Origin of the sequence: Caballeronia sp. GAWG1-1 (genome assembly GCF_023631465.1) — a bacterium.
In the GTDB taxonomy this organism is placed as follows: Bacteria; Pseudomonadota; Gammaproteobacteria; order Burkholderiales; family Burkholderiaceae; genus Caballeronia.
Genome location: NZ_JALQDB010000001.1, coordinates 1 through 25,152 on the forward strand (window position 1 = coordinate 1; position 25,152 = coordinate 25,152).

General features: G+C 57.0%; 17 protein-coding genes and 1 pseudogene. 12 read left to right on the forward strand and 6 right to left on the reverse strand.

Going from position 1 to position 25,152, the window contains the following annotated elements:
• Both NCT03_RS00005 and NCT03_RS00010 read left to right on the forward strand, forming a co-directional pair.
• Nucleotides 1–372 (forward strand): annotated as a pseudogene (locus NCT03_RS00005) (DUF927 domain-containing protein); the annotation flags it as partial.
• An 812-nt stretch (nt 373–1,184) separates the two neighbouring features.
• Complete coding sequence (locus tag NCT03_RS00010; protein ID WP_250462364.1) at nt 1,185–1,508, forward strand: hypothetical protein; 324 nt, start codon at nt 1,185–1,187, stop codon at nt 1,506–1,508.
• 1,760 nt (nt 1,509–3,268) lie between these two features.
• On the opposite strand, the gene NCT03_RS00015 is transcribed toward NCT03_RS00010, so the two are convergent.
• The 4 genes from NCT03_RS00015 to NCT03_RS00030 form a co-directional block, all read right to left on the reverse strand.
• On the reverse strand, nt 3,269–5,254 hold the full coding sequence (locus NCT03_RS00015; protein WP_250491597.1) for a hypothetical protein: 1,986 nt from the start codon (nt 5,252–5,254) through the stop codon (nt 3,269–3,271).
• Nucleotides 5,255–5,576: 322 nt separating this feature from the next.
• Nucleotides 5,577–6,908, reverse strand: a complete 1,332-nt coding sequence (locus tag NCT03_RS00020; RefSeq protein WP_250462368.1) for a DUF3443 family protein — start codon at nt 6,906–6,908, stop codon at nt 5,577–5,579.
• A 916-nt stretch (nt 6,909–7,824) separates the two neighbouring features.
• Nucleotides 7,825–8,607: an alpha/beta hydrolase gene (locus NCT03_RS00025; protein ID WP_250491598.1), complete on the reverse strand. Its 783-nt coding sequence runs from the start codon at nt 8,605–8,607 to the stop codon at nt 7,825–7,827.
• A gap of 646 nt (nt 8,608–9,253) precedes the next feature.
• Entirely contained in the window at nt 9,254–9,652 is a 399-nt protein-coding gene (locus tag NCT03_RS00030; protein WP_250491599.1) for a tautomerase family protein, read from the reverse strand.
• 102 nt (nt 9,653–9,754) lie between these two features.
• On the opposite strand from NCT03_RS00030, the gene NCT03_RS00035 reads away from it, so the two are divergent.
• The 4 genes from NCT03_RS00035 to NCT03_RS00050 all read left to right on the forward strand — a co-directional run bounded on the left by NCT03_RS00035 (nt 9,755) and on the right by NCT03_RS00050 (nt 16,410).
• Nucleotides 9,755–10,639 (forward strand): LysR family transcriptional regulator, encoded by an 885-nt coding sequence (locus NCT03_RS00035; RefSeq protein WP_250462372.1) that lies wholly within the window; start codon nt 9,755–9,757, stop codon nt 10,637–10,639.
• A gap of 1,136 nt (nt 10,640–11,775) precedes the next feature.
• Nucleotides 11,776–12,957 carry an efflux RND transporter periplasmic adaptor subunit gene (locus tag NCT03_RS00040; protein ID WP_250462374.1) on the forward strand — a complete coding sequence of 394 codons (1,182 nt, stop codon included), beginning with the start codon at nt 11,776–11,778 and terminating at the stop codon, nt 12,955–12,957.
• 2 nt (nt 12,958–12,959) lie between these two features.
• Entirely contained in the window at nt 12,960–14,981 is a 2,022-nt protein-coding gene (locus NCT03_RS00045) for an ABC transporter permease (protein WP_250491600.1), read from the forward strand.
• Entirely contained in the window at nt 14,974–16,410 is a 1,437-nt protein-coding gene (locus NCT03_RS00050) for an efflux transporter outer membrane subunit (RefSeq protein ID WP_250491601.1), read from the forward strand. Before NCT03_RS00045 ends, NCT03_RS00050 begins: the two co-directional genes overlap by 8 nt.
• A 34-nt stretch (nt 16,411–16,444) precedes the next feature.
• Here the strand turns inward: NCT03_RS00050 and NCT03_RS00055 are convergent, their stop codons facing one another.
• A complete protein-coding gene (locus tag NCT03_RS00055; RefSeq protein WP_250491602.1) occupies nt 16,445–16,732 on the reverse strand; it encodes a hypothetical protein in 288 nt (95 codons plus the stop codon).
• 442 nt (nt 16,733–17,174) lie between these two features.
• Between NCT03_RS00055 and NCT03_RS00060 the strand changes: the two genes are divergently transcribed.
• The gene (locus NCT03_RS00060; RefSeq protein ID WP_250491603.1) at nt 17,175–17,729 is read left to right on the forward strand and encodes a helix-turn-helix transcriptional regulator; all 555 of its coding nucleotides are present in this window, start codon (nt 17,175–17,177) and stop codon (nt 17,727–17,729) included.
• Between the two features lie 780 nt (nt 17,730–18,509).
• Here NCT03_RS00060 and NCT03_RS34005 read toward each other — a convergent pair.
• Entirely contained in the window at nt 18,510–18,827 is a 318-nt protein-coding gene (locus NCT03_RS34005; protein WP_502800332.1) for an HNH endonuclease, read from the reverse strand.
• 1,153 nt (nt 18,828–19,980) lie between these two features.
• Here NCT03_RS34005 and NCT03_RS00065 point away from each other — a divergent pair.
• The 5 genes from NCT03_RS00065 to NCT03_RS00085 all read left to right on the forward strand — a co-directional run bounded on the left by NCT03_RS00065 (nt 19,981) and on the right by NCT03_RS00085 (nt 24,419).
• Nucleotides 19,981–21,084, forward strand: a complete 1,104-nt coding sequence (locus tag NCT03_RS00065) for a helix-turn-helix transcriptional regulator (RefSeq protein WP_250491604.1) — start codon at nt 19,981–19,983, stop codon at nt 21,082–21,084.
• Nucleotides 21,085–21,115: 31 nt separating this feature from the next.
• Nucleotides 21,116–21,991, forward strand: a complete 876-nt coding sequence (locus tag NCT03_RS00070; RefSeq protein ID WP_250491643.1) for an MBL fold metallo-hydrolase — start codon at nt 21,116–21,118, stop codon at nt 21,989–21,991.
• Between the two features lie 135 nt (nt 21,992–22,126).
• Nucleotides 22,127–22,591 carry a protein tyrosine phosphatase family protein gene (locus NCT03_RS00075; RefSeq protein ID WP_250491605.1) on the forward strand — a complete coding sequence of 155 codons (465 nt, stop codon included), beginning with the start codon at nt 22,127–22,129 and terminating at the stop codon, nt 22,589–22,591.
• A gap of 57 nt (nt 22,592–22,648) precedes the next feature.
• Nucleotides 22,649–23,536, forward strand: a complete 888-nt coding sequence (locus NCT03_RS00080) for an alpha/beta fold hydrolase (RefSeq protein ID WP_250491606.1) — start codon at nt 22,649–22,651, stop codon at nt 23,534–23,536.
• Between the two features lie 67 nt (nt 23,537–23,603).
• Nucleotides 23,604–24,419 (forward strand): oxidoreductase, encoded by an 816-nt coding sequence (locus NCT03_RS00085; protein ID WP_250491607.1) that lies wholly within the window; start codon nt 23,604–23,606, stop codon nt 24,417–24,419.
• Nucleotides 24,420–25,152: the final 733 nt, after the last annotated feature.

Consider the following 25,152-nt stretch of genomic DNA (forward strand, 5'->3'; position numbering starts at 1 on the left):
CGAGCATGGCTAGAGAACCGAGGCGGCGCAGGCAATCACGAGCACGCGGCAATCCTTTCCCACGTCAAAGCGTTCTTCGAGGCCCACGAAGAATCGCGATTCACCGACCTCAATGATGTTTCAGACCGACCAACCATGAATCGCGCCGGGTTTAGGCGCGCAGTTGATGGAGCTTCGGAATACCTTGTCTTTCCGGAAGTTTTTAAGCGCGAAGTGTCTCAAGGCTTTGATCCGAAAGGCGCTGCCAAAGTGCTTGTGGATGCGGGTTGGATTCGGGTTTCGCCCGACGGAAAGTATCAACGAGTTGAGCGCATTCCGGGGAAGGGGAGTACACGCGTCTATGTATTTACTTCCCGCGTATGGTCTTCGTAACGCGTCTCTCGCGATCATCGAAATGTCGGTGTAACGGGTGTAGCAGGTGTAACGCGTCCCGGAAAGCCCTGTCTCATAAGCCTTTCGGCGTTACACCAACTATGTGATCGCGTTACACCGTTACACCGATGACACTTTATCCATGTTAGCGCGGCGTCGATGTCGTGGAGATCGGCACAGAAGTGTGCTGATCTCAGGTCCTAAAGTTTTAGGAACGGCGTCCGCTCGACGTCCGCGCGCGGTGCTGACTTATAACGCGGTCGCCACTCACGCGTCACCTCCTTGTGCCGGACGTTCTAAGATCCTCAGTCGCTGTCACGACGGCACACCTCTTCCGAGATCAGGCGCTCCAGGCGGAAAAGTGCCTCTAGCGTTTTTCTAAGTGCTAGTAACGAGCGTGCAACAGATAAGGATGTCTGGACGCGCCAGTCCGTCCCCACACAGGGCGCAAGTGCGTCTGCAAGATGGTCGAGCTCAATCGCAAGTTGTTGGCCATTCAGTATTCCGTTGTCAACCCGTTTCCTGATGCTAGCGGCCAACATTTGACAGTCGTACAGGTTCATTTTGCTATATGGCGCCGGCGCGCGAACTCCAACGTACCGAGATGCGGAGGCAAAAGCATCGCCGCCAGAACATGTAATTAAGCAGATTTTTACTATTATTAAAGCATGGACAAAAAGTAGGCCGCAGCAATCCGTGCTAACTTGTTTGCGCAGCGCGAACACCCGGCAGCTTATGTGCGAAGCGTTCTAGCGGTCCGAAACCACGAAATCCCTCGCGGCTGCCGGGGCTGCGATCAACTAGGCCGCCGCATGAAAACATCTCGCTTGATCTCCACAGAGGGGCAGCGCTTTGAATGTTCGACCCATGGTCAAAAGTTCATCGTGGCATTGGAAGACGGTACTGACTTCTCGCCGATTGCAAAGTTCGACTTGCACGTCTTCGAGGATATTCGTACGTCGGTTCTAGATGACTCCGCTATTGCAGGGAAGATCGTCGCCGACGAACTCGCGGCCGCTAAGACGAACGATCTCGTCATCTTCGTGTGCCCTAATCTCGCGGCGAAAGAATTGGTTCTGCTCGCGCTCGGACAGAAGCACTCCAACGAATCTACCGATGTCGACCTCAGGCCGTAACGCGAGCACCTAGCGGCTGCGCCCCGGATCCGGTGACCAGGTTGCCGGGGCTGTCGATCGCTGGCTTTATGCTCGTAGACGGGCAGATCAGTAAAGCGGTACAACGAGCAAACACGCGTCCCCTCTTTAAATCCTCCCTGCTTCGTCACGGCGATGAATCCCATCGCGCGGAGCTCATACAGCGCTTTGCTCAGCGCCGATGAAGAACTCCAGCCGAACTGTTTTTTCCTCACCGAGAGCGGGGCGCCGATGGACCCGTTGTTCGTCGTGGTCACCATCGACTTCATGTCCCACATCAGACAGCGCGCGGGCATGCTGAGCGCGCGATAGGCGTGACTTCGGATCATTTCCGCGTAGAGCTTGTCCAACTGCCGCGCGGATCTGCGTCCTTTTTCTTAGTCGCCAGGGCGCGCCCCTCTCTCCGAGACAGGATCGAGGCGGCCCACGCAGAAGCCGACGCCATCCATCTGTTCGCACATTTCGCGTGCCGCCGCCCACGCGGCTTGCTGGGTCGCGCAGGGCACGCCGAACGCGGTATTGCTTCGCTCGATTCCGTTCACCGTCGTGCCCGCACCGATAACGACGGGCAGGTACAGCGTTCACAGGAACCGAGGATCTCGGTGAGCGTGCTATTCATGGCTCGCCTCGCCGTTGTTCGTGACGGGCGAGAGACCGTGTTACACCTGGCGGTGTAACACGCAATCGGTGTAACGCGATTTGTGTAACGCGGAAACTCTTGCCCAGTTTGGGTTTGCGGCCAAAGTTACACCGGCTACACCTGTTACACCAATTTTGTGTAGCGGGTCGAACTGCGAGTGCTAGGCGACACAGGAAGCCGAGGACCTACCGACTGACGCAAATGGTCAGGCGCATCGCGTCTGTAAGCGGCTCGCCCTATTCGGCCTGGCAGGCGAGTATGCGACGGATCGCGGAATCACCGGATGGCAGCCCGGTGAAACACTCGCAGCCGCAGCCACGTGTTTTCGAGCATGGCTAGAGACCCGAGGCGGTGCCGGCAATCACGAGCACGCGGCAATCCTTTCCCAAGTCAAAGCGTTCTTCGAAGCTCATGAGGAGTCGCGCTTTACAGACCTTTACTCAGAAAGCGAAAGACCCACGCCTAATCGTGCGGGATATCGGCGCATGGTTGATGGGGGCGTCGAATACCTAGTATTCCCTGAGGTATTCAGGCGAGAGATTTGTATTGGTCAAGATCTCAAAGCCGCTGCACGGGCGTTGATAGACGCGGGTTGGATCAAGCCCGCTGCCATCGGCTGGGCCCAGCGCGCCGAACGGGTTCCCGGCAAAGGGCCTACTAAGGTGTACGTCTTCACATCTGCCCTGTGGGAACAGACTCTCTGACCTTGCTGCAAACGCGGTTACAGCGGTTACGCGGTTACAGGTCAGATTGAAGCCTTATCAGATGGGCTTTTCCGCGTAACCGCGACGGTGTAACCGTGCACGCCTGTAACCGCGCCTGCGGTTACACCGGCTACGGGTTTGAATGGTCCAGAGCAGATTGCGCGGTTACAGCAAATCGCGGTTACAAAAAACGGTTACGCTACGAGCCTTGCCTGATAAGGGTCCGTGGATAGCGTAACTGATGTAACCGCTGTAACCGCGAAAATAAGTGTATGTCAGGAGGCTTGATTGAGTGGAGATCGACCACGCGCAGATACGTGGCCGCTAATTGCTCTGGGAGAAAAGCCTCAATGTAAGACTAGCCGCCATTAAGAACGGCGGCCAGTCAACAACGAGTTTTACTGCGCCGCCGCTGTGCTTGCGGCAACCGGCGGAGTTCCTACCCGATAGCAAGCGGGTGTAGCGCCCGGTTTCGGCCGCTGATAAATCAGCTTGTAGCCATTCGTGCCACTCGCCCATGACGCCTTCGACGCAAATGTCAGCACTGGACCTGCGTTGTTGCTCGAACTTACTGTCTGCGTGATGACGAGCGGTGCGAGCGCCGGATCGGTCTGTACCTTGTCGGCTTCGATAATTCGGCGTACATGCGAGAGGCTCGCGGCGTACCAGTCGGCTTTCATCGTCGCATTTTTGATTACGAAGGGACGATAGGCCGGTCCGGCATCGTGACTGTCGATGATCATCCACGGATCCTTGTCCGTCGATTCTCCCAACTCGGACACCGGCATGGGCTTGCCGTCCAACGTCGACAGGTAGGATGCGATGTCAACACCCAGACGCGATCCGACCTTGCCCAGCGTACCCAGATCGAAGTGCGCCGGATCGCTCGCTCTGAGCTCGCTGTAATGCTTGCCGGTCCAAGTGATAACGTGCGAGACATCGTAGCCGTCCGCTGTCGTGACCGTGCCGACGTTAGCCGGGACGGTCGCCTTTTGCGTAATGTACAGCAGGTCGCCCGGCTTCAAGTAACCGACCATGTTGGCGATGTTGCCCTGGTTGATATCCAGCAACACACCCGGCTCCTTTTGGCCTGAGCTTACGAGCGGATCATCGCCTGTAGAGCAAGCCTGCGAACCGATCCCCGTCTCGAGGTTATTCGTTTCCTGCGTGAGACCCGCGAAGTTGTACACCCATGAGGTGAAGTCTGAACAATCGACGCCTTGCCACTGAATCTCGTCACTTTGCGTCAAAGGCGTGAGGCTCTGCGACCCATCGGCGCGACGGTTCGCGGTGCAGGTCATCTTGGACGTGCTGCCGCCAGAAGTACTGCCCGAGGAGAAGTTGCGAAACTTAGCGGGCGACTTCGGCGGTAACCAGCCGGGGATGTGATGGTGGCAATAGTTGATGCCCTGATCGACCCAGTAGTTCTCCACAGCCATGACCAGTTCGCGCTGGAACGCGCCGACGTCGCTGCCGCAAGCTGCCGCCGTGACCGGGCCGTAGCTCGCGGCGAATGGACCCCACGTGCCGCCGTTGGCAAAGTTTTTCCAGTTCGCCACAGTGACGCCATTTCCGAGCTGTGCCTGAACTTCGTTCTTTCGATTGGCGAAGAGCGTGCCGAGCTCGCTTAACAGTTTTTCGCGATCCGTGCACGCCGCGCTGCTGATGGATACTGCGGCTGCATGACCGGGAATCACATTTTTAAGTGCCGACAGTTTCTTGATGCCGGACTTGTTGTGACTGCCGCCAACGTAAGCGGCCGCGGCAGTGGTAATCGCGCAGTTACCGCTGACCGGTGCGTCGAGCGTGCCGTCAGAGTTGATGTTGCCTGCACCGGCGTTACATTGTGCGAGGTTGTCGCCGTTGCCGGCTTGCGCGACGATATTTTGCGTGCTCTCGACGACCGAGAGGCCGAGCGACGTGCGGCTCTGTGACTCCGCGCCGAGCGCGAGCGCCATCTTCGAGCCATCGGAAACGTCCGTCGTAGTGCCGCTCGAAACGAAAGTCGGTGTGGTCGAGCTCACGTCGATGTCGCCCGCAAAGGCGTTCATACGCGACATCGCCGAGGCAATGTTGTCGGCAGTGAGGCCGCCCGCAGCACGTGCGTCGGCAACGACGGCGTTCGAATAGGTGGAAACTACCATCTGAGACGGCGCGGTCAGGTAGACCGCGTCAAGTTCGCCGTTTAGCGTGGTCGCGGTGCCGGTTGCCTCTTCCTCGTAAGAACCGCCCGTGACCCGTACGAACACCGGATAGTGCAGTGCCGATTTAAGCGTGAATGAGCCGTCGGACGCGGTAGTGGTAGTTGTGACGGGCTTGTCGGACACGGTGCCGTCCGCTGCAAGCTCATGAACCTCGACCGTCGCGTTGCTGAGCGGACCCATGTAGACACTGCCGGAGGTCGAAGGCGCAGAGCTGCCTCCGCATCCTGCAAATACGGAACAAAAAACCGCGAGCGTTGCGGCACTGATAAGGGTTGGTTTCACGAGTTCAAGGACGTTCAGTCTGGGTTTATGTGAATGGCGATGCGCCCAGGGCGCGCTCGCTGCTTATGTTGTTTCTCCCTGATGAAGCGATCGCACCGTCGATGCACGTTTTCAGTTCCCGAACCATCTCTTTTATTGACGGCTTGCGGACCATCAACTTGAGGGTGGCGTGAGCCGGTGCGATGTCGCTTCGGCGTGCAATTTCCTACCGCATCACGCGTTAGGGGAAAACGGCATCGGAAAACGCGTAATACGCATTGCTGGAACCGCTCGACCCGTCAGTCAGTTTGATAAAGACTTTGCGTCCGACAAAGAACGGCATACCCCAGACAAAGGCGCGCGAGTCCTTGTTAGCGACAATGGCAATATTTCTGAACGCGCCCTTACCGCTGTTAATCAGACTGGTTGAATCGCCGACACGAAAATTGGCGGTCGCTTCCGTAGTTTGGCCCTTCAGGGTCGCGGATAACGCTGCTTCGGGCGCTGCGCACCAGTGAGAGCCGCACGCGTGCACTCCAGCCGGCGAAGTGGCGAAGTAATATTCTTCGGTGCCTGTATCGAAGTAGCTCGCAGAGTACGACTGCCCGTTCCAAACCGTCGTGAAGGTTCCATCCGGCGCGAGATCGATCACGTTGGTAACGTCGAGTGAATTGTTCGAACGCGTTGCGATGCCGAGCGTAAGCGTCCCCGGTGTGGCGCTCGCGCCCGACTCCGGAACCGCCTGTACGTTGAGCACGTAGCCATTGTTATCAGACGGAAGAGCCGCTATCGGATGAACAACGCGAAAATTCGCGGCCACGGGCTTAGCGATGGGCGTGCACCCTTCTGCAGTGCACTCGTAGTACCGAGGTGTTCTGAGCGAAATGAAGCATGGATCCTTGCAATCGTTGAGGGATACCGGAGCAATCCCGAGCGTTCCGTTCGACGTCGGCTTGCTGCCCTTCGAACAGGAGTCGGGACGCGGATGATCGCCATACGACGCGCTTGCTTCATCAACGATCTGAATTGGAACACTCGATGCTTGGATGGCAGCTAACCGGACATCCGCGCGAGTCACTACTCCCCAAGCGGCCGATGAGACGAAGCGATAGCATTCCGCCAACGCATGTGCGTCGGGTCCTGCCATCGCCGAGAAGAGTTCAGGATGTTTGAGCGCGGAACGTTGCAATCGCAGGCCAACAGAGCCTGTATCCACCATGACGTTATTGACCGTTTCGCACATCGACGTGCCGGGCACGCAGACGGTGACGCTAATCAAGGCCCGGTTGATGTCATAGTTCGGCGTTTGCACGCTAATCGGTAATACGTTATCCGCAACTGTTGTCGCCGGGTTCGGCTCATTTGTGCCCACGACGGCGGAGGTCGATGCCGGCGCCGACGCACCGGTAGCGGTCGTCGCTGGGCCCGATTCGCCAGGAGCAGACGTCGACGCCGTCGAGGAGGCTGCGTTCGCTGCTGCCGCAGCTCCATTCGACGGTGTATTGGAGTTTCCTCCGCACGACACGAGGAAAGGAAGCGCAAGAAGAAAAAGAGTGCTGATGAAATGCCGCATGTCTGCTTGTGTCAAGAATAAGTTGATGCACCCGGAACATAGGCCGGGCTGAGGAAGGCATGCACAGCCTTTCAGGTTATCGACTGCGCCTGCGGTTCCTTGAGCAGTTTGTGATGTGTGAGGGCTCGAGAGTCGCTTCATCGCACATCGATGTTCAGATAGGAGAAAGCGTCCTTTCCTAACCCGTAGATGTGCCTGCACCAGGCCGATGTGTTCGCACAGGAAATAAAGCGCATCAGCATGGGGAAACGGACGCTGAAGTCGTTTAGCGACTGTTCAGCCGAAGCCAGTCCTTCAAGCAGCGAATGACGGTCGTCGTCATCGTCCAATAAAAGAGCCTTGCGCTCGACCGTCAGCAGACGGCCATAAGACCGATAAATGCGTGACCGGATTCGCCGGCGATATATTGCTGGACTCAGCCGGAGCGCCGGAACGATAGACACCATGAGAGGTAGGAGCAGCGGTAGCGCCCGATCGATCGCACTCGCGAGCCAAAAGGGCGTGTGCGGTAGAGGTAGCTGTTTCCGGAACGGTAATCACGAGTCGCCTGCTCGCTGATCGGAAGTCATGAGCGATGAGATTAGGATTGTCCACCCCGTTGCTTGATCGTCGATTTTCCGTGAACCTCGTGTGGCGCCTCGATGAGCAGATCGGACGGCGCAGGATGTAGGCGCCGTTATGCTACGACGCTAGACAGTCGGTGAGACGAGGCGCAATGCTGCACTTACCGGTACGAACTTGCGCACTACACTTCACGCCGAATTGAGCGCGATCACATTTTCAGCCCCATGACGGCTGCGGGCCTCTTTCTTAATTCTTCCTTCTTCCACGCTCTTGCGTCTCAGCTACGCTCAACAAAAGGAGTATCACCGCGTACGAGACATCCAGGGTTCGATCGATGCACGGATTGGCAGACTTATCGCTGTTGAGCAACGGCAGCCAGTATCTGATCTGCAACTTCGTTCGGATGCGAAATGAGCACAACGTGGCTGGCCTCGATCTCAGTGGTCTTTGCGTGCATGCGCTTGGCCATGAAGCGCTCCAAATCGGCGTTGATGGTTCGGTCTTCGGTCGATACCACGTACCACGTTGGTTTGTCGCGCCATGCGGCCAGGGTCGTTTTTGCCATCGTGATCGCCCGCCCCACCGGTTGCTGAACGGCGAAGTAGGCACGAGCCTCCGACTTCGGAAGGTCACCCGCAAAGTCATTGACGAATGCCTGCTCTGACAGACTTCCATAACCGTCGGGTGACCACTGCAAACCTGTGGAAGCAGGCGCGGGCGGAAATTTTTTGGTCAGGGCAACATAGTCCTCATTCGCGTCGGGCGCACGCGCAGCGACGTAGACAAGCCCGCATACCTTGGGATCATCGCCCGCTTGGCTGATGACCATCCCACCATAGGAATGGGCGACAAGCAGCGTCGGGCCATCCTGCTGGGAGAGGACACGCTTAACGGCAGCGACGTCCGCGTCAAGGGAGGTGGTGGGGTTCTGTACCGCCGTAACGTGCAGCCCTTTGGCTTGCAAAAGTGGAATGACCTTCATCCATCTGGAAGCGTCGGCAAAAAGCCCATGTACCAGCACGACGTTCTTTGCAGACCCGCACGCGGAATCGCTAATGCTTTGCGCGAAACCCGGATCTGCTGTGAGAAGCGCAGCACAGGCGATGGCAGCGACCGCTATTGCCTTCAACTTCATTGAGATACTCCAAGTAATATCGAATATCTGTGAGGCGCACGCTGCTAATCGCGCCTCTCCAGTGTGATGCGAAGCAAGCACGATCGCATCCATCGCTGGCTTCGTATATCGGTCAAATGACCGGCCTTGTCAGCCGGTAGAGGTGTCCTCGACGATTGGCAACCAACACGCGTTGATGATCCGGACCGAAGCCGCCGATGGATCGTGTAGCCCCAGCGATCGCGAGCAGCGGTGCTTGCGAGCACTGTGTCTAGCGGTGCCGGCGAGACTCTGGCGTTACCGTAAGAAGCACTCGTAATTCGCGCGCTGCTAGTCAACGAAACCGTCCCGGGGGATAGGACGATCCTTCATGGCAGAATCTTTTAATGCATTACCTGTACATTCGCGATCCGCATTTGACTCGAAGTGACGTACCTTCGGCCGGCGATGAAGGCACCCGTTCGAGTGTCGAACGTTTTCGTTCAGTTGCGGGCGAGTGCGACTGGATCCAGCATTTTTGCAGCAGGCCACGGCGCTGGCCAACACACCGAGCGAGCCGATTGTTTCCAAAAAGTCCGCGAGCATGGCTTTCTCATCAAAAGTGGATGACCCGTGACCAATGCCCATTGTGAGTCTCGGCAAGTGCCACGAATCTTGAGACGATCGTCTAGACGCCTGCCTTCTGGTGTCGCCACTCTTGCGTCCGTCCGCCGAATCCATATGCGGCGGCGCGAGCGTCGATCAGATACACGTATGACACTTCGTGAACCTCTGCTCTCAAGCCGCACATTACTTCGTGCACTTGGCGGATGAAGTTGGCCTTTTCTGCCTTTGTATTTGTCTCGTCGGTAATGCTCACCTCGACGAAATACGATGCAGCAGACAATTCAGCTAGGCTTTTCCCCCCGATCAGCCAATCCTCGTCGGCGATGTAGTCGAGTGTCACGGCCATGACAGCCGGATCCTTGCCAAGGACGTCCGCTGTCAGCTGACTAATCGCTTCGGCGGCTCGGCGGCCAAGATCACGATCACGAGATCCTGAGATTTGAATGTTGATATGAGGCATGTTCGTTCCTGTCTGTGATTAATGCTCGTATAGTGGCTGTCATTAACGAATCCGAAAAGCGGGAAGATCAGCTATGATCCATCGGCATCTCCGGGGGATGAAATGCACGTTTTCGACGTCGAGCAACTGAAATCGTTTATCGCCGCAGTGGAAGCAAGGAGCATTACGGCTGCTGCCCCTGCGCGCAGTCTTTCGCAATCAGCTTTGAGCGAGCAACTTGCGAAGCTTGAAGCCCGAGCGGGTCAGACATTGCTGCTGCGGGCCAAGAGCGGCGTCACGCCTACCGCTGCAGGCATTCAACTGTTACGCCACGCAAGGAGGATCGTCGGTTTGTCGGAAGCTGCATGGCGAGACATGCATGCGATTCCCGAGGACATCGAGATAGCAATCGGTGTTACGGGTTACTTTCGCAGCGCAGAACTCGGACAACTGCTCGCGCGAACAGTGACAGACTGCCCCCGGATCCGATTGCGAAGCCTCGTTGGCATGAGCTCCGATATTCAGGCAGCGTATGAACGAGGCGAAATCGAACTTGCCTTGCTGATGAGCCTAATAGGCGTAAAGTCGCTTCGGCTGAACGACAGCACGGAGCTCGGTGTCGAGCCACTGCAGTGGGTGATTGGTGCCAAACGCTCGAATCCTCTGCCGGGGCGCCCCTTGCCCCTTGTCCTCCTGCCGGAATTCTGCTCGCTGCATCGCCTTGCAATAGATAGCCTTCGTAAAAGGGGCATTGCTTTCTATGTGAGTCATATCGCGTCCGGCGTTGACGACCTCACCGCCGCCCTAGAAGCTGGGCTCGGCGTGGGTTGTCTCAATGCTTCTGCGGCCGCGCGACCTGGATTGCGGCAGGTGTCAAAACCAACGCTTCCAAGCCTCCCAAAGGCTCGGTTCTTTCTCAGGTCACGACGCGAGGAGCGCTTTGATGAGAAGTCGGAGCTACAGGAATTAGCCGCCGTCGTGATGAAACATTTCACAGAGCGGGCTTGAACAGAAACACTTGCCGGCCCAGATGCAGCCGCTTGCCACCGCCCGTGCCCGGCCCGCTACCGCCCCCGGCGAGCGTTCGGCATCACTGCCTGCTTCTTGATTTTCGAGAGACGCATTCCTGCGTCGCCTGTATGGATCAATGAACGCTCACACGCTTGCGGTAACGATGCGTCGCAACAGCTGCCAACTCAGAGCGACAGATTCGTACACGTCCAATGTTAGATGGACGACGAATCTCCTAGACTCGAAATTCGAGGTTCAGGGATCGAACGGATGGGAAAGGTAACCTTCACCGGATTGCCTGTTGCATCAAGTTTCGGCTTCAATTGGATAACAAGCGCGAAGACGTCAGACATGGCGTTGCGCGCACCGTGTGTCTCACTGTGCCAATCGACCTTTAAGAGGCGCGAATCCATAAGAATGCAAATGGATCGACAGCGACCTACTGCCAGCAGACCGGAGAAGTTCGGTGATAAAGCCGGAAGCGCGTGCAATGCTGATTCACGGTTTCCTTGGCCGGGTGGCGAAGGCTGGAACGGAAGACGCCGGAACCGTTCCTTCAAGTTCAGTCCATCTTAGCGCCAGGGAAATCTCGTCTCGATATAAGCGGAGGAACAACGCCGTAACTGCTGAAGCCAATGTGGCTTTGCCACTTTCGTACGTGTCGCATTCCAGATAGAGGATTCGGGCGGGTAGAGTAGTTGTTGGCTAGCTTGCGGAAGGAAATCTCGGCTATTAAAAAATTCAGGAATGTGTGTAGTAGGGCCGGCCATTTGTGTGATTTGAGCGGTCCTAATCAATCTGTGGTCGCTCTTTTCCGATGATTATCATTTGCCGCAACACACTAGCTCTGTGCTGAGCCCGGCATCGGCAGCAGCCAGTCCGCCGCAGTTTTGTCCTTGGGAAAGATCCCACCGATGGGCGATACGCCCAGGTCAGCATCCTTTCGATTCTGTCGCGCCTTAACTGCTTACCGCTATCCCTTTGCACTTCCCCGTGACCACGAGCGGTCAATTTCAGACGAAGTTAAGGAGGGCAACGGCGCTGACTCATCTTGAGGCGGTGCCCTATTGCGCACTTCAACCCACGCTTGCAGCACGCTCGTAGGAACGTCTTCGCGTTTGCTAAGAAACATCATGCTAAAGAAATTTTTGGTGGTGGTCGTCCTTGCTCTTGCGATCACTGCAGTCGTTGTCGCCGCGCTGTGGTGCCGGATTGATATGAAATCGAACTTTCGCACTGTGCGCGTAGAAAAAGGTGATGTTGACGACGTGGTTTTGGCAGAAGGGACGCTTGAAGGTAGAACCCAGGTAGACGTGGGTTCACAGGCTTCCGGCCAAATCAAATCTTTGAAGGTTCACGTTGGAGACAAGGTAACGAAAGGGCAATTGCTTGCGGAGATCGACCCTACCGTCGCAGAAAACGAGCTGAAAGAAGAGCAGGCCCGCGAGGATCAGCTGGTTGCAGACAGGGCAGCCGCGCACGCTAAGCTGTTTGAAGCCGAAATGGCAATGCGTCGCCATCACCTCATGCTCGCCGAAGAAGCAACCTCGCGTCAGGACAATATCAGAGCTGAGACTGAGTATCGGAGTCGAAAGGCCCAGCTGGAGAGCATTGACGCCAGTATCCGCAGTGCCCACATGAAAGTCGAAACTGCCAAGGCACATCTTGACTTCACGAAGATTGTCGCACCGAGCGAGGGAGAAGTCGTAGCGATCGTTTCGCGAGAGGGGCAAACGGTAAATGCGCAGCAGGAAACTCCAGTCATACTGAGGCTTGCCGACCTCGGCACGATGACGGTGAGCGCAGAAGTGTCCGAGGCGGACGTGCATCGGGTACGTCTCGGCCAGACTGCCTGCTTTACGACCCTAGGGGAGCCGGACCAACATTACTGCGGGAAGCTGCGTTCGATAGAGCCGGCGCCCCGGGGGTATATTGAATCCGCTCGTCAACGCGGTACGGGCGGCGAAGAATCGACGCACCGGGCCGTTTTCTATAACGCGCTTTTTGACGTTCCTAATTCGAAACGCAAGCTTCGTATCGCGATGACCGCCGACGTTCGAGTAGCGATCAATTCGAGTAAAGAGGTCCTGATTATTCCGTCCGAAGCGTTGGGGGCAAAAGCACCTGATGGGCGGTATCAAGTTCGGGTTATCAACGATCGGGGCGAGATTGTTCAGCGCAGCGTTCGGATCGGCCTGAACAACAACGTTAAGGCAGAAGTTCGCGATGGGCTTGCTATTGGAGAGGCGGTGCTTATTGACGACGGATTGGCATTCAATTCGCCTACAGACCCAGCTATCTCAGATGGGAGCTAATCATGTCAGAGCCGCTTATTCAGCTCTCGAATGTTAGTCGCCACTATGAAGCGGGAGGTGAGCACATAGTCGTTCTTGAAGATATAAACCTCACCATCAATGCCGGCGAATTCGTCGCTATCGTTGGGACATCTGGTTCTGGGAAGACAACCCTACTAAATATCATCGGATGTCTTGCTCGCCCAAGTGCCGGCACTTACAAACTCGATGGTCAACTTGTGTTCGACGCAGATGGCGAAAAATTGGCGAAGCTGCGGCGTGAATATTTTGGATTCATTTTCCAGCGTTACAACCTGCTTTCTCACTTAAGCGCGGCGGAGAACGTGGAAGTTCCTGCAGTGTACGCGGGCACGCCGTCCGTCGAACGACGTCATCGCGCTGAAAAGCTCTTAAGCCTTCTCGGGCTAGCGCGTCGGGCCAGGCATCGTCCTAATCAGCTATCAGGTGGTCAGCAGCAGCGAGTGAGCATTGCGCGAGCGTTGATGAACGGCGGGACGGTGTTACTCGGTGACGAGCCTACCGGGGCGTTGGATTCGAAGAGCGCTCGCGAGGTCATGGAGATCTTTGACGCACTTCATCGTCAGGGTCACACAGTAGTCTTGGTTTCTCATGATGAACGCGTCGCGGAGCATGCTCATCGAGTAATCAAAATTGAGGACGGCAAGATCGTGGATGACAGGCCAACCTCTACGGCGAAAACTGAGGATGCTTATTCTAGCGTTGCGCTGCCTGTCGGTTCGCACTGGCTTGGCTTATCGATTTCCGGCGAAAAAAATGAATGCCCCGCTATGGGCGCATCTTGTCAGAAGAGGAGTGTGGTAACACGTATCGGTTGCCTACGAACAAGCGTGGGAATCGCGCTGAGGAGTCTCGCGAATAACCGGCTGCGTACAGCACTCACAATGCTCGGAGTTGTCATCGGCGTCGCCGCAGTAGTGTCGATAGTCGCGCTAAGCCTTGGTGCGGAAGAACGCACTCTTGACACGATCCGCTCGTTGGGAACGAACACAATTACCTTCTGGCCGATCGGCGACTCCGATAAGGCGAGCCCATCGTTGAGAAAGTCATTAACGCTTGCCGATTTGAAGCTACTGGCGGCCCAGGACTATGTCGATAGCGGGACGGCCGAAATTGAAAAATTTGTTCTGATACAGCATGGACACGCTCACGGACGCGGAAGACTTGTTGGTGTGAACAAAGACTATTTCAGGGTGCGAGGTTTGAGCTTCCTGCGAGGGACGGGATTCGATGACGACGAATTCGCAAAGAATACTCAAGTGGTCGTTATTAGTCAGGCAGCGCAGCGAAAGTTATTTGGCCAGTACGGCGACGCAATGGGCCAAGTTATCGCGGTCAACAACGCGCCAGCGACAGTGATAGGGGTCGTAAAAGAAAAGCGCGACATGTTCTCCGACCCCAGTGCATTAGACGTCTGGATGCCACTGTCGGCCGCAACAACCCGAGTCATGGGACGCCAGCTGCCGGATCGACTTATCGTGCGTGTGCTTGGCGATCACAGCACTGACGACGCGGAAGCCCGTCTCAGTGACGTGCTTGCGCAGCGTCATGGTCGCAAGGACTTCGCTACGTTCAATGCTAATAGTTTTGCCAAGCTACTCAATAAGACCCAAGACATTATGACAACACTTATGATCGTAGTAGCGATCACGACGCTCGGTGTTGGCGGCATCGGCGTCATGAACATGATGCTAGTCTCAATCAAAGAGCGCACGCGCGAAATCGGAATCCGCATGGCGGTAGGGGCGCGACACAGCGATATCTTGCAGCAGTTCCTCTTAGAGGCAGTGTTTCTTTGCGTTTCAGGTGGATTGATAGGACTGGTCCTGTCCCTCGCGTTGAGTGAATGTGTCTCTTACTTTGCCAATGATTGGGCGATGCTTCAGTCTCCCATCACAGCTGCGACAGCATTCGCATCGTCGACGCTCGTAGGCGTTATTTTTGGTTTGATGCCGGCTTGCCGTGCTGCTCGGCTCGACCCTATCGACGCGCTTGCACATGATTAGCCGCAGACTGTCTACAATCGCAAAGCGATCCAGCGAGGCTTCGTTTGTTTGCGCCGTTCTGTCGATTGCTGGCTGTGTTGCGCCGCAACTGCCAGGAGTACCGCCAGCAGAAGTCCCAGTGAACTGGAGCGCTCCGACGGCGGCCAATGGATCGAACGTTGCAGAGGAATGGTGGCGGGAGTTTGGGGATGAACGCCTTAATCGGTTAGTCCGCAGTGTCGTTGAATCTAACACTGATCTGCTGATAGCGGCCGACCGCCTGCGTCAAGTGCAATTGGAGGCAACAAACACTTCGACGAATATGACGCCAAGAGTCACCGTGGGCGGCAACATTGGTTGGGGCACGGAGTCTCTCACGTTGCGCCGCATGCGTTCGCGCGGAGGAGATGTCAACGCGTCGCTTAATTACGACTTAGACGTTGGTGGGAAGCTAGCTGCTGAACGCGATTCAGCGAACTGGCTTGCGAATGCAGAAGAGCACGGCGCAGATTGGGCTCGACTAGGAATAATTAGCGCATGTTTGAAGAATTACTGGATGCTTGGCTTGCTTAACGAGCGCTTAACGCTTTCTAAGGACCGGTTGGCCTACGCCAAGCGGACTCTTGCAATAGTGCAGGCGCGCTACGATGCGGGAAGCGCGTCCAGGGTCGATGTCGGTCAGGCGCGGCAGACTGTGCTTGCCGAAGAAGTGACCATCGATCAAATCGCCAAGGAGCTTTTGCAGAATAGAAACGCGTTGGCGATCCTAGTAGGCGGGCCACCCGAGACCGCCATCGACATCCCGGATAGACTGATCACCCGATCCCTCCCACCGGTAGCTGCGGGACTACCAGCGGATGTTATTCATCGCCGCGCTGATGTACGTGCAGCGGAATGGCGAGTGCGGCAAACGCTAGCGAACATCGATGTTGCTCGTGCTAGCTTGTATCCGTCGCTATCGCTTACCAGTTCCGTGGGTACATTGAGCGATGACCTAGCGCGCTTCCTAACCAATCCTGTGGCCAACGTGGGGCTGGCCATCGCGTTGCCATTTGTCGATTGGAACCGGACTCAGCTGCGAATAAAAGTGTCGCAGTCGGATTACAACGTCGCAGCGCTCCAATTCCGAAAGGCAATTTATAATGCGCTCCAGGAGGTCGAAGACAGGTTGACGGCTAGCGCTCAATTCGAACGCGAAGAGGCCAAGCTGCAGGAGCGACTTGAGCAGTCTCGCTTAGCCGAACGCTTGGCCAAAGCGCGTTTCACTGCCGGTGAAACGGACGTACAGCCGTGGTTGCAAAGCCAGCAGTCGGTGCAACAAATTCAGGAAGCTTTGGCACAAAATCACTTCGACCGTTTGACGACCCGCGCGGCGCTATTGGTGGCACTCGGTGGTGGGGATAAAGGCGCGTCGCCAAAGGTCACGGGGGAGGCAGAAAGAAAAATGTAGCTCAGTGTTTCAATGTGCATCAAATTCGCTGATCTTATAAACGACGCGGTGACTGTATCTTGGCATCACTTAGTGGATCAAGGGGCGCAGTTAGGATTGGAACGGTAGCGTATTTATTCTGACGGACGAATGCGCGAACGGCTTGCAAAAGCTCGGTATTCATTGCTTCCTGCACTGTGCTGCAAGCTCTTAATGCCAATTCAACTAGAGCCGCATCGGAAATTTTCCCGTAATGAACTTTACTACCCACTTGAACGCCGATTTGCACCCAGGTGTCCCGGGTTCGTTCATTTATGAACCAAGCCTTGGTGATATGTTTCATGCTTAGCACCGGTCAATTATTTTGAGTATGGCATTAAGCCGCTTCCGATGAGGATGCGTCTCAACGTAGCGGGCCGTTCACAAATCCAAGTTCTTGTACAGCCGAAGTGAAGTTCGACGTGCGCAAAGTCCTCGCGAAAGCCGCTGTCCAGCTTCGCGACGTGCCTGGCTCAGTAACAGAGCTCTCAGCCAGTGCGACGGCGATGCTGCTCGAGGATCGATAGGTGGGAAGCCAGATCCCGTCCCCGAACAAAATCATACTTATCCGATTGTCTGATGCTACATCTCTAATTAGTCTCGACAGTTTTCTTCCTGCGGAGATAGCGATGCCAATTAGGGTTGTTTGTGCTGGCGGCCATCTTATTAGCGCACTTGGCACTGAGGCGGCGGTTCGTCAGTGTGCCGGGGTCAGGACCATCGCTACGACCCACTGCGCAGACACGTTGGCGAATCTAGCGGTCGACTGTGATGTAATCGTCGCGGACCTTCAAAGCGTTAGTTCGCGGCAAAACGCCCTGGGCGAACCATTGCTGTCACGCATACGTGCGGGTCATATTGACGTTGGCCTGGTCCTGCATTCTTGCATAAAAAATGAGGCATTTCTCGCAACTCTGTCGGCAATGAGGGCCGTTCATGCGGTGCTCGACAAGGATGATGTCGGCAGGGATTTGAAGGCTGCTATTCATGCGGCGCACATCCGCAAAAAATTCGTTTCGTCTACACTTGCTAAATACTCGGCAAAGCTGCCCAGACGTGGCCAAAGTTATCAGCCCCTTACTGCCTGTGAGATCGACGTTCTAAAAGCTACGCTTGCTGGTCAATCACTCAAGGCGATTGCCTTGGCACGCCACCGCTCGAAGCAGACTATCTGCACCCACAAAACGAACGCTATGCTCAAGCTCGGCGTGGCAACGACTGCAGAACTATTTCGGCTGTTCTCTGAAGACGACGTCTGCATCCTGCATGACAGTGCAGTCGATGGCCCATTTAGTCTTTAACGTCGATTGGAATAGGTGGCTGCGGGAGGAGGGGCTCGGTGAATGCAAAATGCATCGCCGAAGCATGGCTCCGCCTTCGAAGAATCAGTGTGCGAAGCTGTCGATCCTACTAATTTCGCGCCTGACGCGCCAACATCATATTCGTGGGCGGCTGGGGATGATGACAATGGCATATTGCCGCCCAGTGCACCCGCGTCGGCAATACAAAGAGCGCAGGCATTGAATGCTTCGGCGCGACCCTTTGGGGCCCGCCAGCGCGTGCGATAGGCAATGGTCAAAGCGTGACGAATAGGGGCACTCCCGCAAAGCGTTGCATCGACTGATGCCAGCTCGCACCACGCCGAGACGACCGTTCCTGGATCAACTGCTGATGCCTTCTACGTCGGCAGTGTATCGACACAAGGGTAATACATTAGATTGCCTGTGTCGGACTATACCGGGATCGCTGGCATTGGCCGATTTGGCTAGCCATTCCTCGAGAGAATGAGTTCTATCACCGCCGCCTTCCTTCTGATAGTGCGATGGGTGCGCGATCGTGTGCTCACCGTCGACTATCAGAGGACACCACGATGAATACCTTCACCGCCTAAACCATCGAATACGCGCCGAATGACTCCAAATCCCAGCTTGAAGGCACGAAAGCCGCCTTCGGTTTCGTACCGAATCATCGGCAAGGGACTTGCGTTTGAACACCATCGGCACGTGAACGCTTCGCCTGGGAGGCCCTGCCGTGTCACCTTCTGTGTCGCGGCCAGCTGTGGACTGGACATGCTTCGGGGCTTATCCCCGGGCCGTCCGCGCGTGTCGAGCGATATCCGCGTGATGCTGAAGGTGGTCGCGATGCGGGTGCCAGGCCAGATTGCTCGGGAGATGGAGCGCACACCCGCGAAGCCCCGCGTATTCTGTCACCAGGAGTTGCTCCGCCACCTCGACGCGCATCAAGATGGGGTCAATCCAGAGCAGGCCCAAATCAAACAGCGTGTGAATGTCTGAGCGGAGCAACAGGCCGTTGTCCTGCCGGTGTGTGTGCTCCCCAGCGTAGGGGACGATGTGGGCGGCCTCAAGCACGGCCGTTGCGTCGCATTGGGTATCGCGCAACGACCGGCGTAGGCCTCGAGCAAAGCCTCACGAAACTCTTTCTGGCCGCGGCGCATCACCACGGCGCGTAACTCACGCACGCGGCCGTCGTGCTCTGTGTCAATGGGTGCAAGCGTTGCGCACGCCCCCTCTTGCTGCTCGGCAACCTCGAGCGCTTGCGCGATGACCTCCGGCATGACGTGCGGGGCGCCCCTCGCGCGCCCCGGCTCCTTCAAGAAGGTCCGGAACTCGTACGATTTTCCTTCGTGTTCAAAAAACGCCACGCCATTCCTTTTGGCTTTGGCACGGAACCGGATATGGTCGCCTGCTGGCAAGCCGTAGGCCTTGAATCCCGCGTGCACGGATTGGTGTTCCGTTGTGACGCCGTCACAGGTCACCGTGCGGGTATGGATTGTCTTGCGCGCTGTGCGAACGACGTCGTCAGCCCAGGTCCGCGCGGTGGCTTCGCCCCGGGCATTGTGTGTATTAGGTTTCCTTCTGGCATTCATGTCCAGCCCCTTGCAGTGCAGGCAGCACTGTACCGCAGCCGGACGTAGGAGCGGGGCGGCAGGCGCCCCTTCGTTGCGCTGCGCCTGCCGCACTCAGACGATGCAGAACACCGCCGCAGTCTCGCGCAGTCGCTGAGCCTGCTCTTCGATCGCAGCGGCCGCTTCTCGACGAGCGACGCATTCTGCTCGGTGGCGCAATCCAGCTGTGCGATGGACAAATTGAGCTGAACGATATCGGTGCGCTGTTCGCTGGAGGCCACGGCAAAGTGGCGCAACTCGGCAAGCGCGAACGACCGCTGAAGCTTGGAAACAGACGTGATGCCAATGCCACTACGTAAGGCGGCATCGGGTCGGGATGAGCACATCCGAGCTACGAACTTATCGCCGCAAAGCGGTCAATGGTGTTTGGCTGCCCGACAACGGCCACTCGCCAACGCGAAGTCCCGACCCACTGCCGTCGCTCGGATTGCTCCGAAACGGTCATCCGTGACCGCAGCAGCAATTGCCGGCGCCGGAATGTGGATCCGAAGCGGGTGCCGGTGCTGAAAATAAATCGAACTGAGCTAAGCTATTCTCCCGTCGTTCAAACTGGCCGCGAGACTACGGCGTAACGTCGGTGAAACAGCAGAACGGACACCGACACTCCGGCATCACGAAAGATAGATATGAATGAAATTAGTCGCGCTGATCACAGGCCGCTTTCGTTTGAAGCGAGCCTTGCGAGAAGCTTTTCACTACGGGATGTACCGACGCTACGGGCCGGCGTGGCAACGTTGGCACCCCCGATCATATTCTCGAGGTTGACCAACGATCGGCCTCAGCCAGGCCGCTCACTCGCGCCAAAGCCGGAAGAAGCGTTCATCTTTCAGGTACCGCTCATTGCCAACCTTAACCCGGATATTCGTTACTCCGGCAAGCCGACCGCCCGTTCAGCAGACGCTGGCAAACCTGGCTGGTCCTGTCTGCTGGACTTGCGCGATGGTCCCACACGCCGGCTCGACAAACCGTTCGACAACATCCGACTCTACATCTCGCAGGGCACGATCGACGAATTTGTTTATCAGAAGGGTCGGCGCCGCATCGACGGGCTCGTGCAGCAGGGCTTCGGTGAATGGGACGCCGTGCTGTTTCATTTTTCGCAGACGTTAGTGCCCATTCTGGAGCGGCCCGGCGAGGTAAATGCGCTTTTGGTCGATGCCCTCGCCGTCGCGTTTTGCGAGCACGTGATAGCCCGATATGGCGCAAGCGGCACTTCAGGGCCTGTCCAGCGTCCCAAGCTGGCTCCGTGGCAGATGCAACGCATTATCGATTTCTTCGAGGCGAACCTGAATGGCAACCCGTCCATTCTCGAGCTCGCAAGCCAATGCGATCTTTCCGCGAGCTACTTCGCCGAAGCGTTCAAACAAACAGCCGGAATCTCGCCGCATCAATGGCTAATGAGACGCAGGATCGATCGCGCGAAATCGCAACTGCGCGGCACGGACGCGAGTCTTGCCGCCATTGCAGCTGACTGTGGCTTTTTGATCAGAGCCATTTTTCTCGGGTGTTCGTTCGCCTCGTTGGCTGTAGGCCGAAGGATTGGCGGCTACAGAACCGCGCACGCTGACACATGCATTTACGCGCCGCGTCCTCAGCTAGTCCGCCCTCATTCCAGGCATCTGACCGCGTTTTGTCCATCGTGCCGTCGCTTTGTCCAAGACCGAGGAGCTTTACCGAGCTACGATGCAATAACATCGAGCTGGGAAAAAAATCTTGGATCAGTCGCTTGAACGTGCGTCGGCTGGCATTGTTAAGACACAAATCGGCGACCGCAAGACGCCGATAGTACGTTCGTTTTTCGACGAAAGCACGTGCACTGCAACCTATGTCGTGCACGATCCGGTCACACTCACAGCGGCCGTTATTGATTCAGTGCTCGATTTCGATGCACCCGCAGGGCGCACGTCAACGCGGTCAGCGCAAGCTGTCGTTGCCTACGTCGAATCGGAGGGGCTATCAATAGAATGGCTGCTTGAAACCCACGCTCATGCTGACCATCTCTCCGCTGCGCCTTTTCTGCAGGCGAAAGTGGGTGGGAAGATCGCCATCGGGCGCGCCATCACGGCCGTCCAGCAGATTTTTGGCGACATTTTTAACGCCGAGCCCGAGTTCAAGCGAGACGGATCGCAATTCGATCACCTGTTTGACGACGGCGAACTATTCACAATCGGGACGCTTGAATGCACCGTGCTCAACGTTCCAGGCCACACGCCGGCGGACGTAGCTTATGTGATCGGCGACGCTGTGTTTTGCGGTGACACGCTCTTCATGCCGGACTACGGTACCGCGCGAGCAGATTTCCCGGGCGGCGATGCAGGCCAGCTCTATCGCTCGATTCGGAGGCTCCTCCGCTTGCCCGACGAAGCGCGGCTCTTTCTCTGTCACGACTATAAGGCACCGGGACGTGACACTTACGCCTGGCAAACAACGATTGGCGCAGAACGTATGGCGAATGTGCATGCTCGTGAAGGCGTGACGGAAGGCGAGTTCGTCGCTGCCCGTAACGCGCGCGACGCAACATTGGCCGTTCCGAAACTCATCCTTCCGGCCATCCAGGTGAACATCCGCGGCGGTGCACTACCGCGCGTGGAAAGCAACGGCCGGCGCTACCTAAGGATTCCGCTCGATACGATCTGATTGATTGGTCGCATGCAAAGGAGCCGTTTCAGGTCCGACAGCGAAGCTGTCCCGGTTGATTCGCTCAAAGCGAATGCGCGGGGCCTTTCTCGCCCCGTCAACTTGTTCTCGTAAGCGAACCCCAGAAGGATTCTGATGAACCCCAAAGAGCTTGCGCCGAACCTGTCGGTCAGTCCACAACTGAGCATTGCCGATATTGGCGAGGCAAAGGCGCGAGGTTTTCTCTCCGTCGTCGTCAACCGTCCCGACGCCGAGGAACCGGGGCAGCCCACCATCGCCGAAATGCGTGTGGCAGCCCGCATGGTCGGACTTGGTTTCGCCGCGATTCCCGTTTTACCTGGAAAAGTCACGGCTGAAGATGCCGCGGAGTTTTCGTCTGCGCTCGAAACGTTGGATGGCCCCGTGATCGCGTATTGCCGCACCGGTGGACGGGCCGCCACGCTGTGGGCGCTATCGGTCGGCGCGTCGATCGAGCCAGAGGAAATCATGCAACGGATCACCGCCGCTGGCTACGACTTGAGCGGGCTACGCCCTCGACTTGAAGCACTTTACAAAAGCGATCAGCCAGGCGGCGAACCAGATGCTGACCAACGCGGATAGCGTTGCTCCGCGCAATTCGCTGTGTGCCAAACCCCGACTAGAAAGGAGAAGTTCGAAATGGCAACTACCAGTCCCCCCCTGCCGCAATTCGTCGAGCACCGCGTCAAGCGTAACGGCGGGAGTGTCTACGTCCGCGACTTCGCCGGCACTGGTCCCGCATTCGTCTTGCTGCACGGCTTTCCGGACGACTCGCACATCTACGACTTGCTCATACCTCGCCTTGTCTCGGCGGGCAGACGAGTGGTCGCAGTCGACTTCCTCGGCTTTGGCGGGTCCGATAAGCTGGTCGGGGCGCAATATAGTTTCCCGCAACAACTAGGTGATCTCGAAGCGGTCGTCGAGGCGCTCGCCATCGAGCAGATCATTCCTGTCGGCCACGACGCCGGTGGACCCGCAGCCATCAACTTCTCGCTGAAACACCCCGACCTTACAAGCGCGGTCGTGGTAATGAACGCGTTTTACGGAGATGCGCCGGGCCTGCGGGTGCCTGAACTGATCGAGCTCTTTGCGAACAGGAACTTGCGCAAGCTGGCGACGCACTTCCTGCAAAGTCCTCAGCAGTTTGCCTGGCTGATTGATTTTCAGCGCAACCTGCTTCAGCACGGCCTAACCGACGAACAGAAAGTGAACTACTTTGAGTTCCTCGGCCCTGTCATTGACAACAACTTTCGCCAACAGCCAAGCGCAGCCGTCGCGTTCGCGCAAATGACGTCGCAGTTGCATGAGGAGGTGGCGGCGAACACGGCTCGGATCGTCGATCTCAGGCGCTCTGCGGTTCCGCTTCATCTGGTCTGGGGTAATGCCGACCCTTACCTTCACCTGAGCGTCGCGCAGAACATTCAGTCGCAGGCGAAGAACGCCTCACTCCACGCACTGGATGCGGGGCACTGGCCTCAGATCGACGCCGCCGACGAAGTTGCGCAAATCATGCTCGGCGTGCGCTGACCCCTCTTTGCTGTTTGCTGCGAGTGACCGACAGGTTCTGAGGTGCCCGAGACGTAGTGGAGAGGATATGAAAGCTGAAGGTTCAGTGGTGTTGATTACAGGGGCGTCCTCTGGTATCGGTGACGCGACCGCACGAACACTGGCGGGCGCTGGCTACCGCGTATTTGGCGGCGTTCGCAGACCCGAAGCCGCTGCAACCGCACCCGGTGTTGAGTACGTCGGAATGGACGTGCAAGACGATGCATCCGTCGTGACGGCCGTGAGCAAGATCATTGAAAAAGCCGGGCGAATCGACATTGTGATTAACAACGCCGGGGTTTCGCTGGTTGGCCCTGTCGAAGCCACCAGCGATGCCGAGGCGACGGCACTGTTCGATGTAAATGTATTTGGTGTGCTGCGGGTCTTGAGGGCCGTTTTGCCGTCCATGCGCAGAAATCGAAGCGGCCTCGTCCTTAATATTAGTTCGGTACTGGGCTTTTTGCCTGCTCCTTACATGGGGCTGTACGCGAGCAGCAAGCACGCTTTGGAGGGTCTCTCGGAATCGCTCGATCACGAGGTGCGGGCGTTTGGCGTGCGAGTCGTGCTCGTTGAGCCAAGCTTTAGTCGAACGAACTTAGACATAAACGCAACGCGGACCCAGGCGGTGATTGAAGATTACGCCGCCGCTTGCGCCCAGAGCGTCAACGCCGTGCGGCAACAGATCAACGACGGACCACCGCCCGAGGAGGTGGCGGGAAAGATCCTTTCGATAGTTCGCGGCACGTATCGGCTGAGACAGCCTGCGGACGGCAGGGCGAGGGTGCTTAGCCTCTTGCGACGCTTTGCGCCGTTCGGGCAGGTCGACAAAAGCTTGAGGCGGGCGTTTGGACTTCAGCTTGATTAAATCCCCATGCTCCATGTAGCCGCCCTGCAGCGAAGGTGGCTTGGGGCCACCGGAGCGCACCTGCCAACTCAACGAATGGGAGGCGGTAGCAAATTCAGTCTCACAGCCATCTAGCGCCGCGTTTCTCCGCTCTACTCGCCGAACGTCTCCTGTGAGCAGCGAACTAACGGCATGCCAGCGTGCCAATTGCTAACGATCTAAATGAGCACGTCGAGTGACCGTGCATGGCCGGATGCGGAAGCCCTTTAAACGTGCCGCGTGCCGCAAGTTCAGCTTCCCGCGCCTGGTGCTCGCCATCCGCGCCTGGGGTTCTGTCGAGGTTGGCTGAGCGTTCGCGCCTTTCGTTCTAATCGAGGTAGCGACGATGTAGGGGGGGTATCCACAGTCTGAGGCGATCATTCTGGGACCGACCACCTTGTCGAGTTTTCATTTCATGAAATTAGAAGTTCGAGTCGCCGATCGCCTCCGCTGGAGGTCTCTCCCGCTTTAACATCTTTAACATGTTTAACATCCCTTTAACATCGCTTTAACACGCCTCGAATTCGCTCAGAGCCCCGCCAGTACAGGATCTGATGTAATTAGGGCCATGTTAAAGCCTTTAACATTTCTTGTTAAAAGGGGATTTTTTCTGCGCGTGAGAGGACGGTCTGTGTCCGCGTCGAAAGGTCTCCAGATCTCAGATACCCCCTTGCCCTAGGGTCCCCAGTGTTTCATCGCCCGATTGACAATCCAT

Excerpts from the sequence above, each read along its gene's own strand:
- NCT03_RS00015 (WP_250491597.1), bottom strand. The coding sequence starts at position 5,254 with ATGGGTCCGCTCAGCAACGCGACGGTCGAGGTTCATGAGCTTGCAGCG.
- NCT03_RS00085 (WP_250491607.1), top strand. The coding sequence starts at position 23,604 with ATGAAAGCTGAAGGTTCAGTGGTGTTGATTACAGGGGCGTCCTCTGGT.
- NCT03_RS00045 (WP_250491600.1), top strand. The coding sequence starts at position 12,960 with ATGTCAGAGCCGCTTATTCAGCTCTCGAATGTTAGTCGCCACTATGAA.
- NCT03_RS00040 (WP_250462374.1), top strand. The coding sequence starts at position 11,776 with ATGCTAAAGAAATTTTTGGTGGTGGTCGTCCTTGCTCTTGCGATCACT.
- NCT03_RS00010 (WP_250462364.1), top strand. The coding sequence starts at position 1,185 with ATGAAAACATCTCGCTTGATCTCCACAGAGGGGCAGCGCTTTGAATGT.
- NCT03_RS00080 (WP_250491606.1), top strand. The coding sequence starts at position 22,649 with ATGGCAACTACCAGTCCCCCCCTGCCGCAATTCGTCGAGCACCGCGTC.
- NCT03_RS00020 (WP_250462368.1), bottom strand. The coding sequence starts at position 6,908 with ATGCGGCATTTCATCAGCACTCTTTTTCTTCTTGCGCTTCCTTTCCTC.
- NCT03_RS00050 (WP_250491601.1), top strand. The coding sequence starts at position 14,974 with ATGATTAGCCGCAGACTGTCTACAATCGCAAAGCGATCCAGCGAGGCT.
- NCT03_RS00030 (WP_250491599.1), bottom strand. The coding sequence starts at position 9,652 with ATGCCTCATATCAACATTCAAATCTCAGGATCTCGTGATCGTGATCTT.
- NCT03_RS00065 (WP_250491604.1), top strand. The coding sequence starts at position 19,981 with ATGAATGAAATTAGTCGCGCTGATCACAGGCCGCTTTCGTTTGAAGCG.
- NCT03_RS00075 (WP_250491605.1), top strand. The coding sequence starts at position 22,127 with ATGAACCCCAAAGAGCTTGCGCCGAACCTGTCGGTCAGTCCACAACTG.
- NCT03_RS00025 (WP_250491598.1), bottom strand. The coding sequence starts at position 8,607 with ATGAAGTTGAAGGCAATAGCGGTCGCTGCCATCGCCTGTGCTGCGCTT.
- NCT03_RS00035 (WP_250462372.1), top strand. The coding sequence starts at position 9,755 with ATGCACGTTTTCGACGTCGAGCAACTGAAATCGTTTATCGCCGCAGTG.
- NCT03_RS00055 (WP_250491602.1), bottom strand. The coding sequence starts at position 16,732 with ATGAAACATATCACCAAGGCTTGGTTCATAAATGAACGAACCCGGGAC.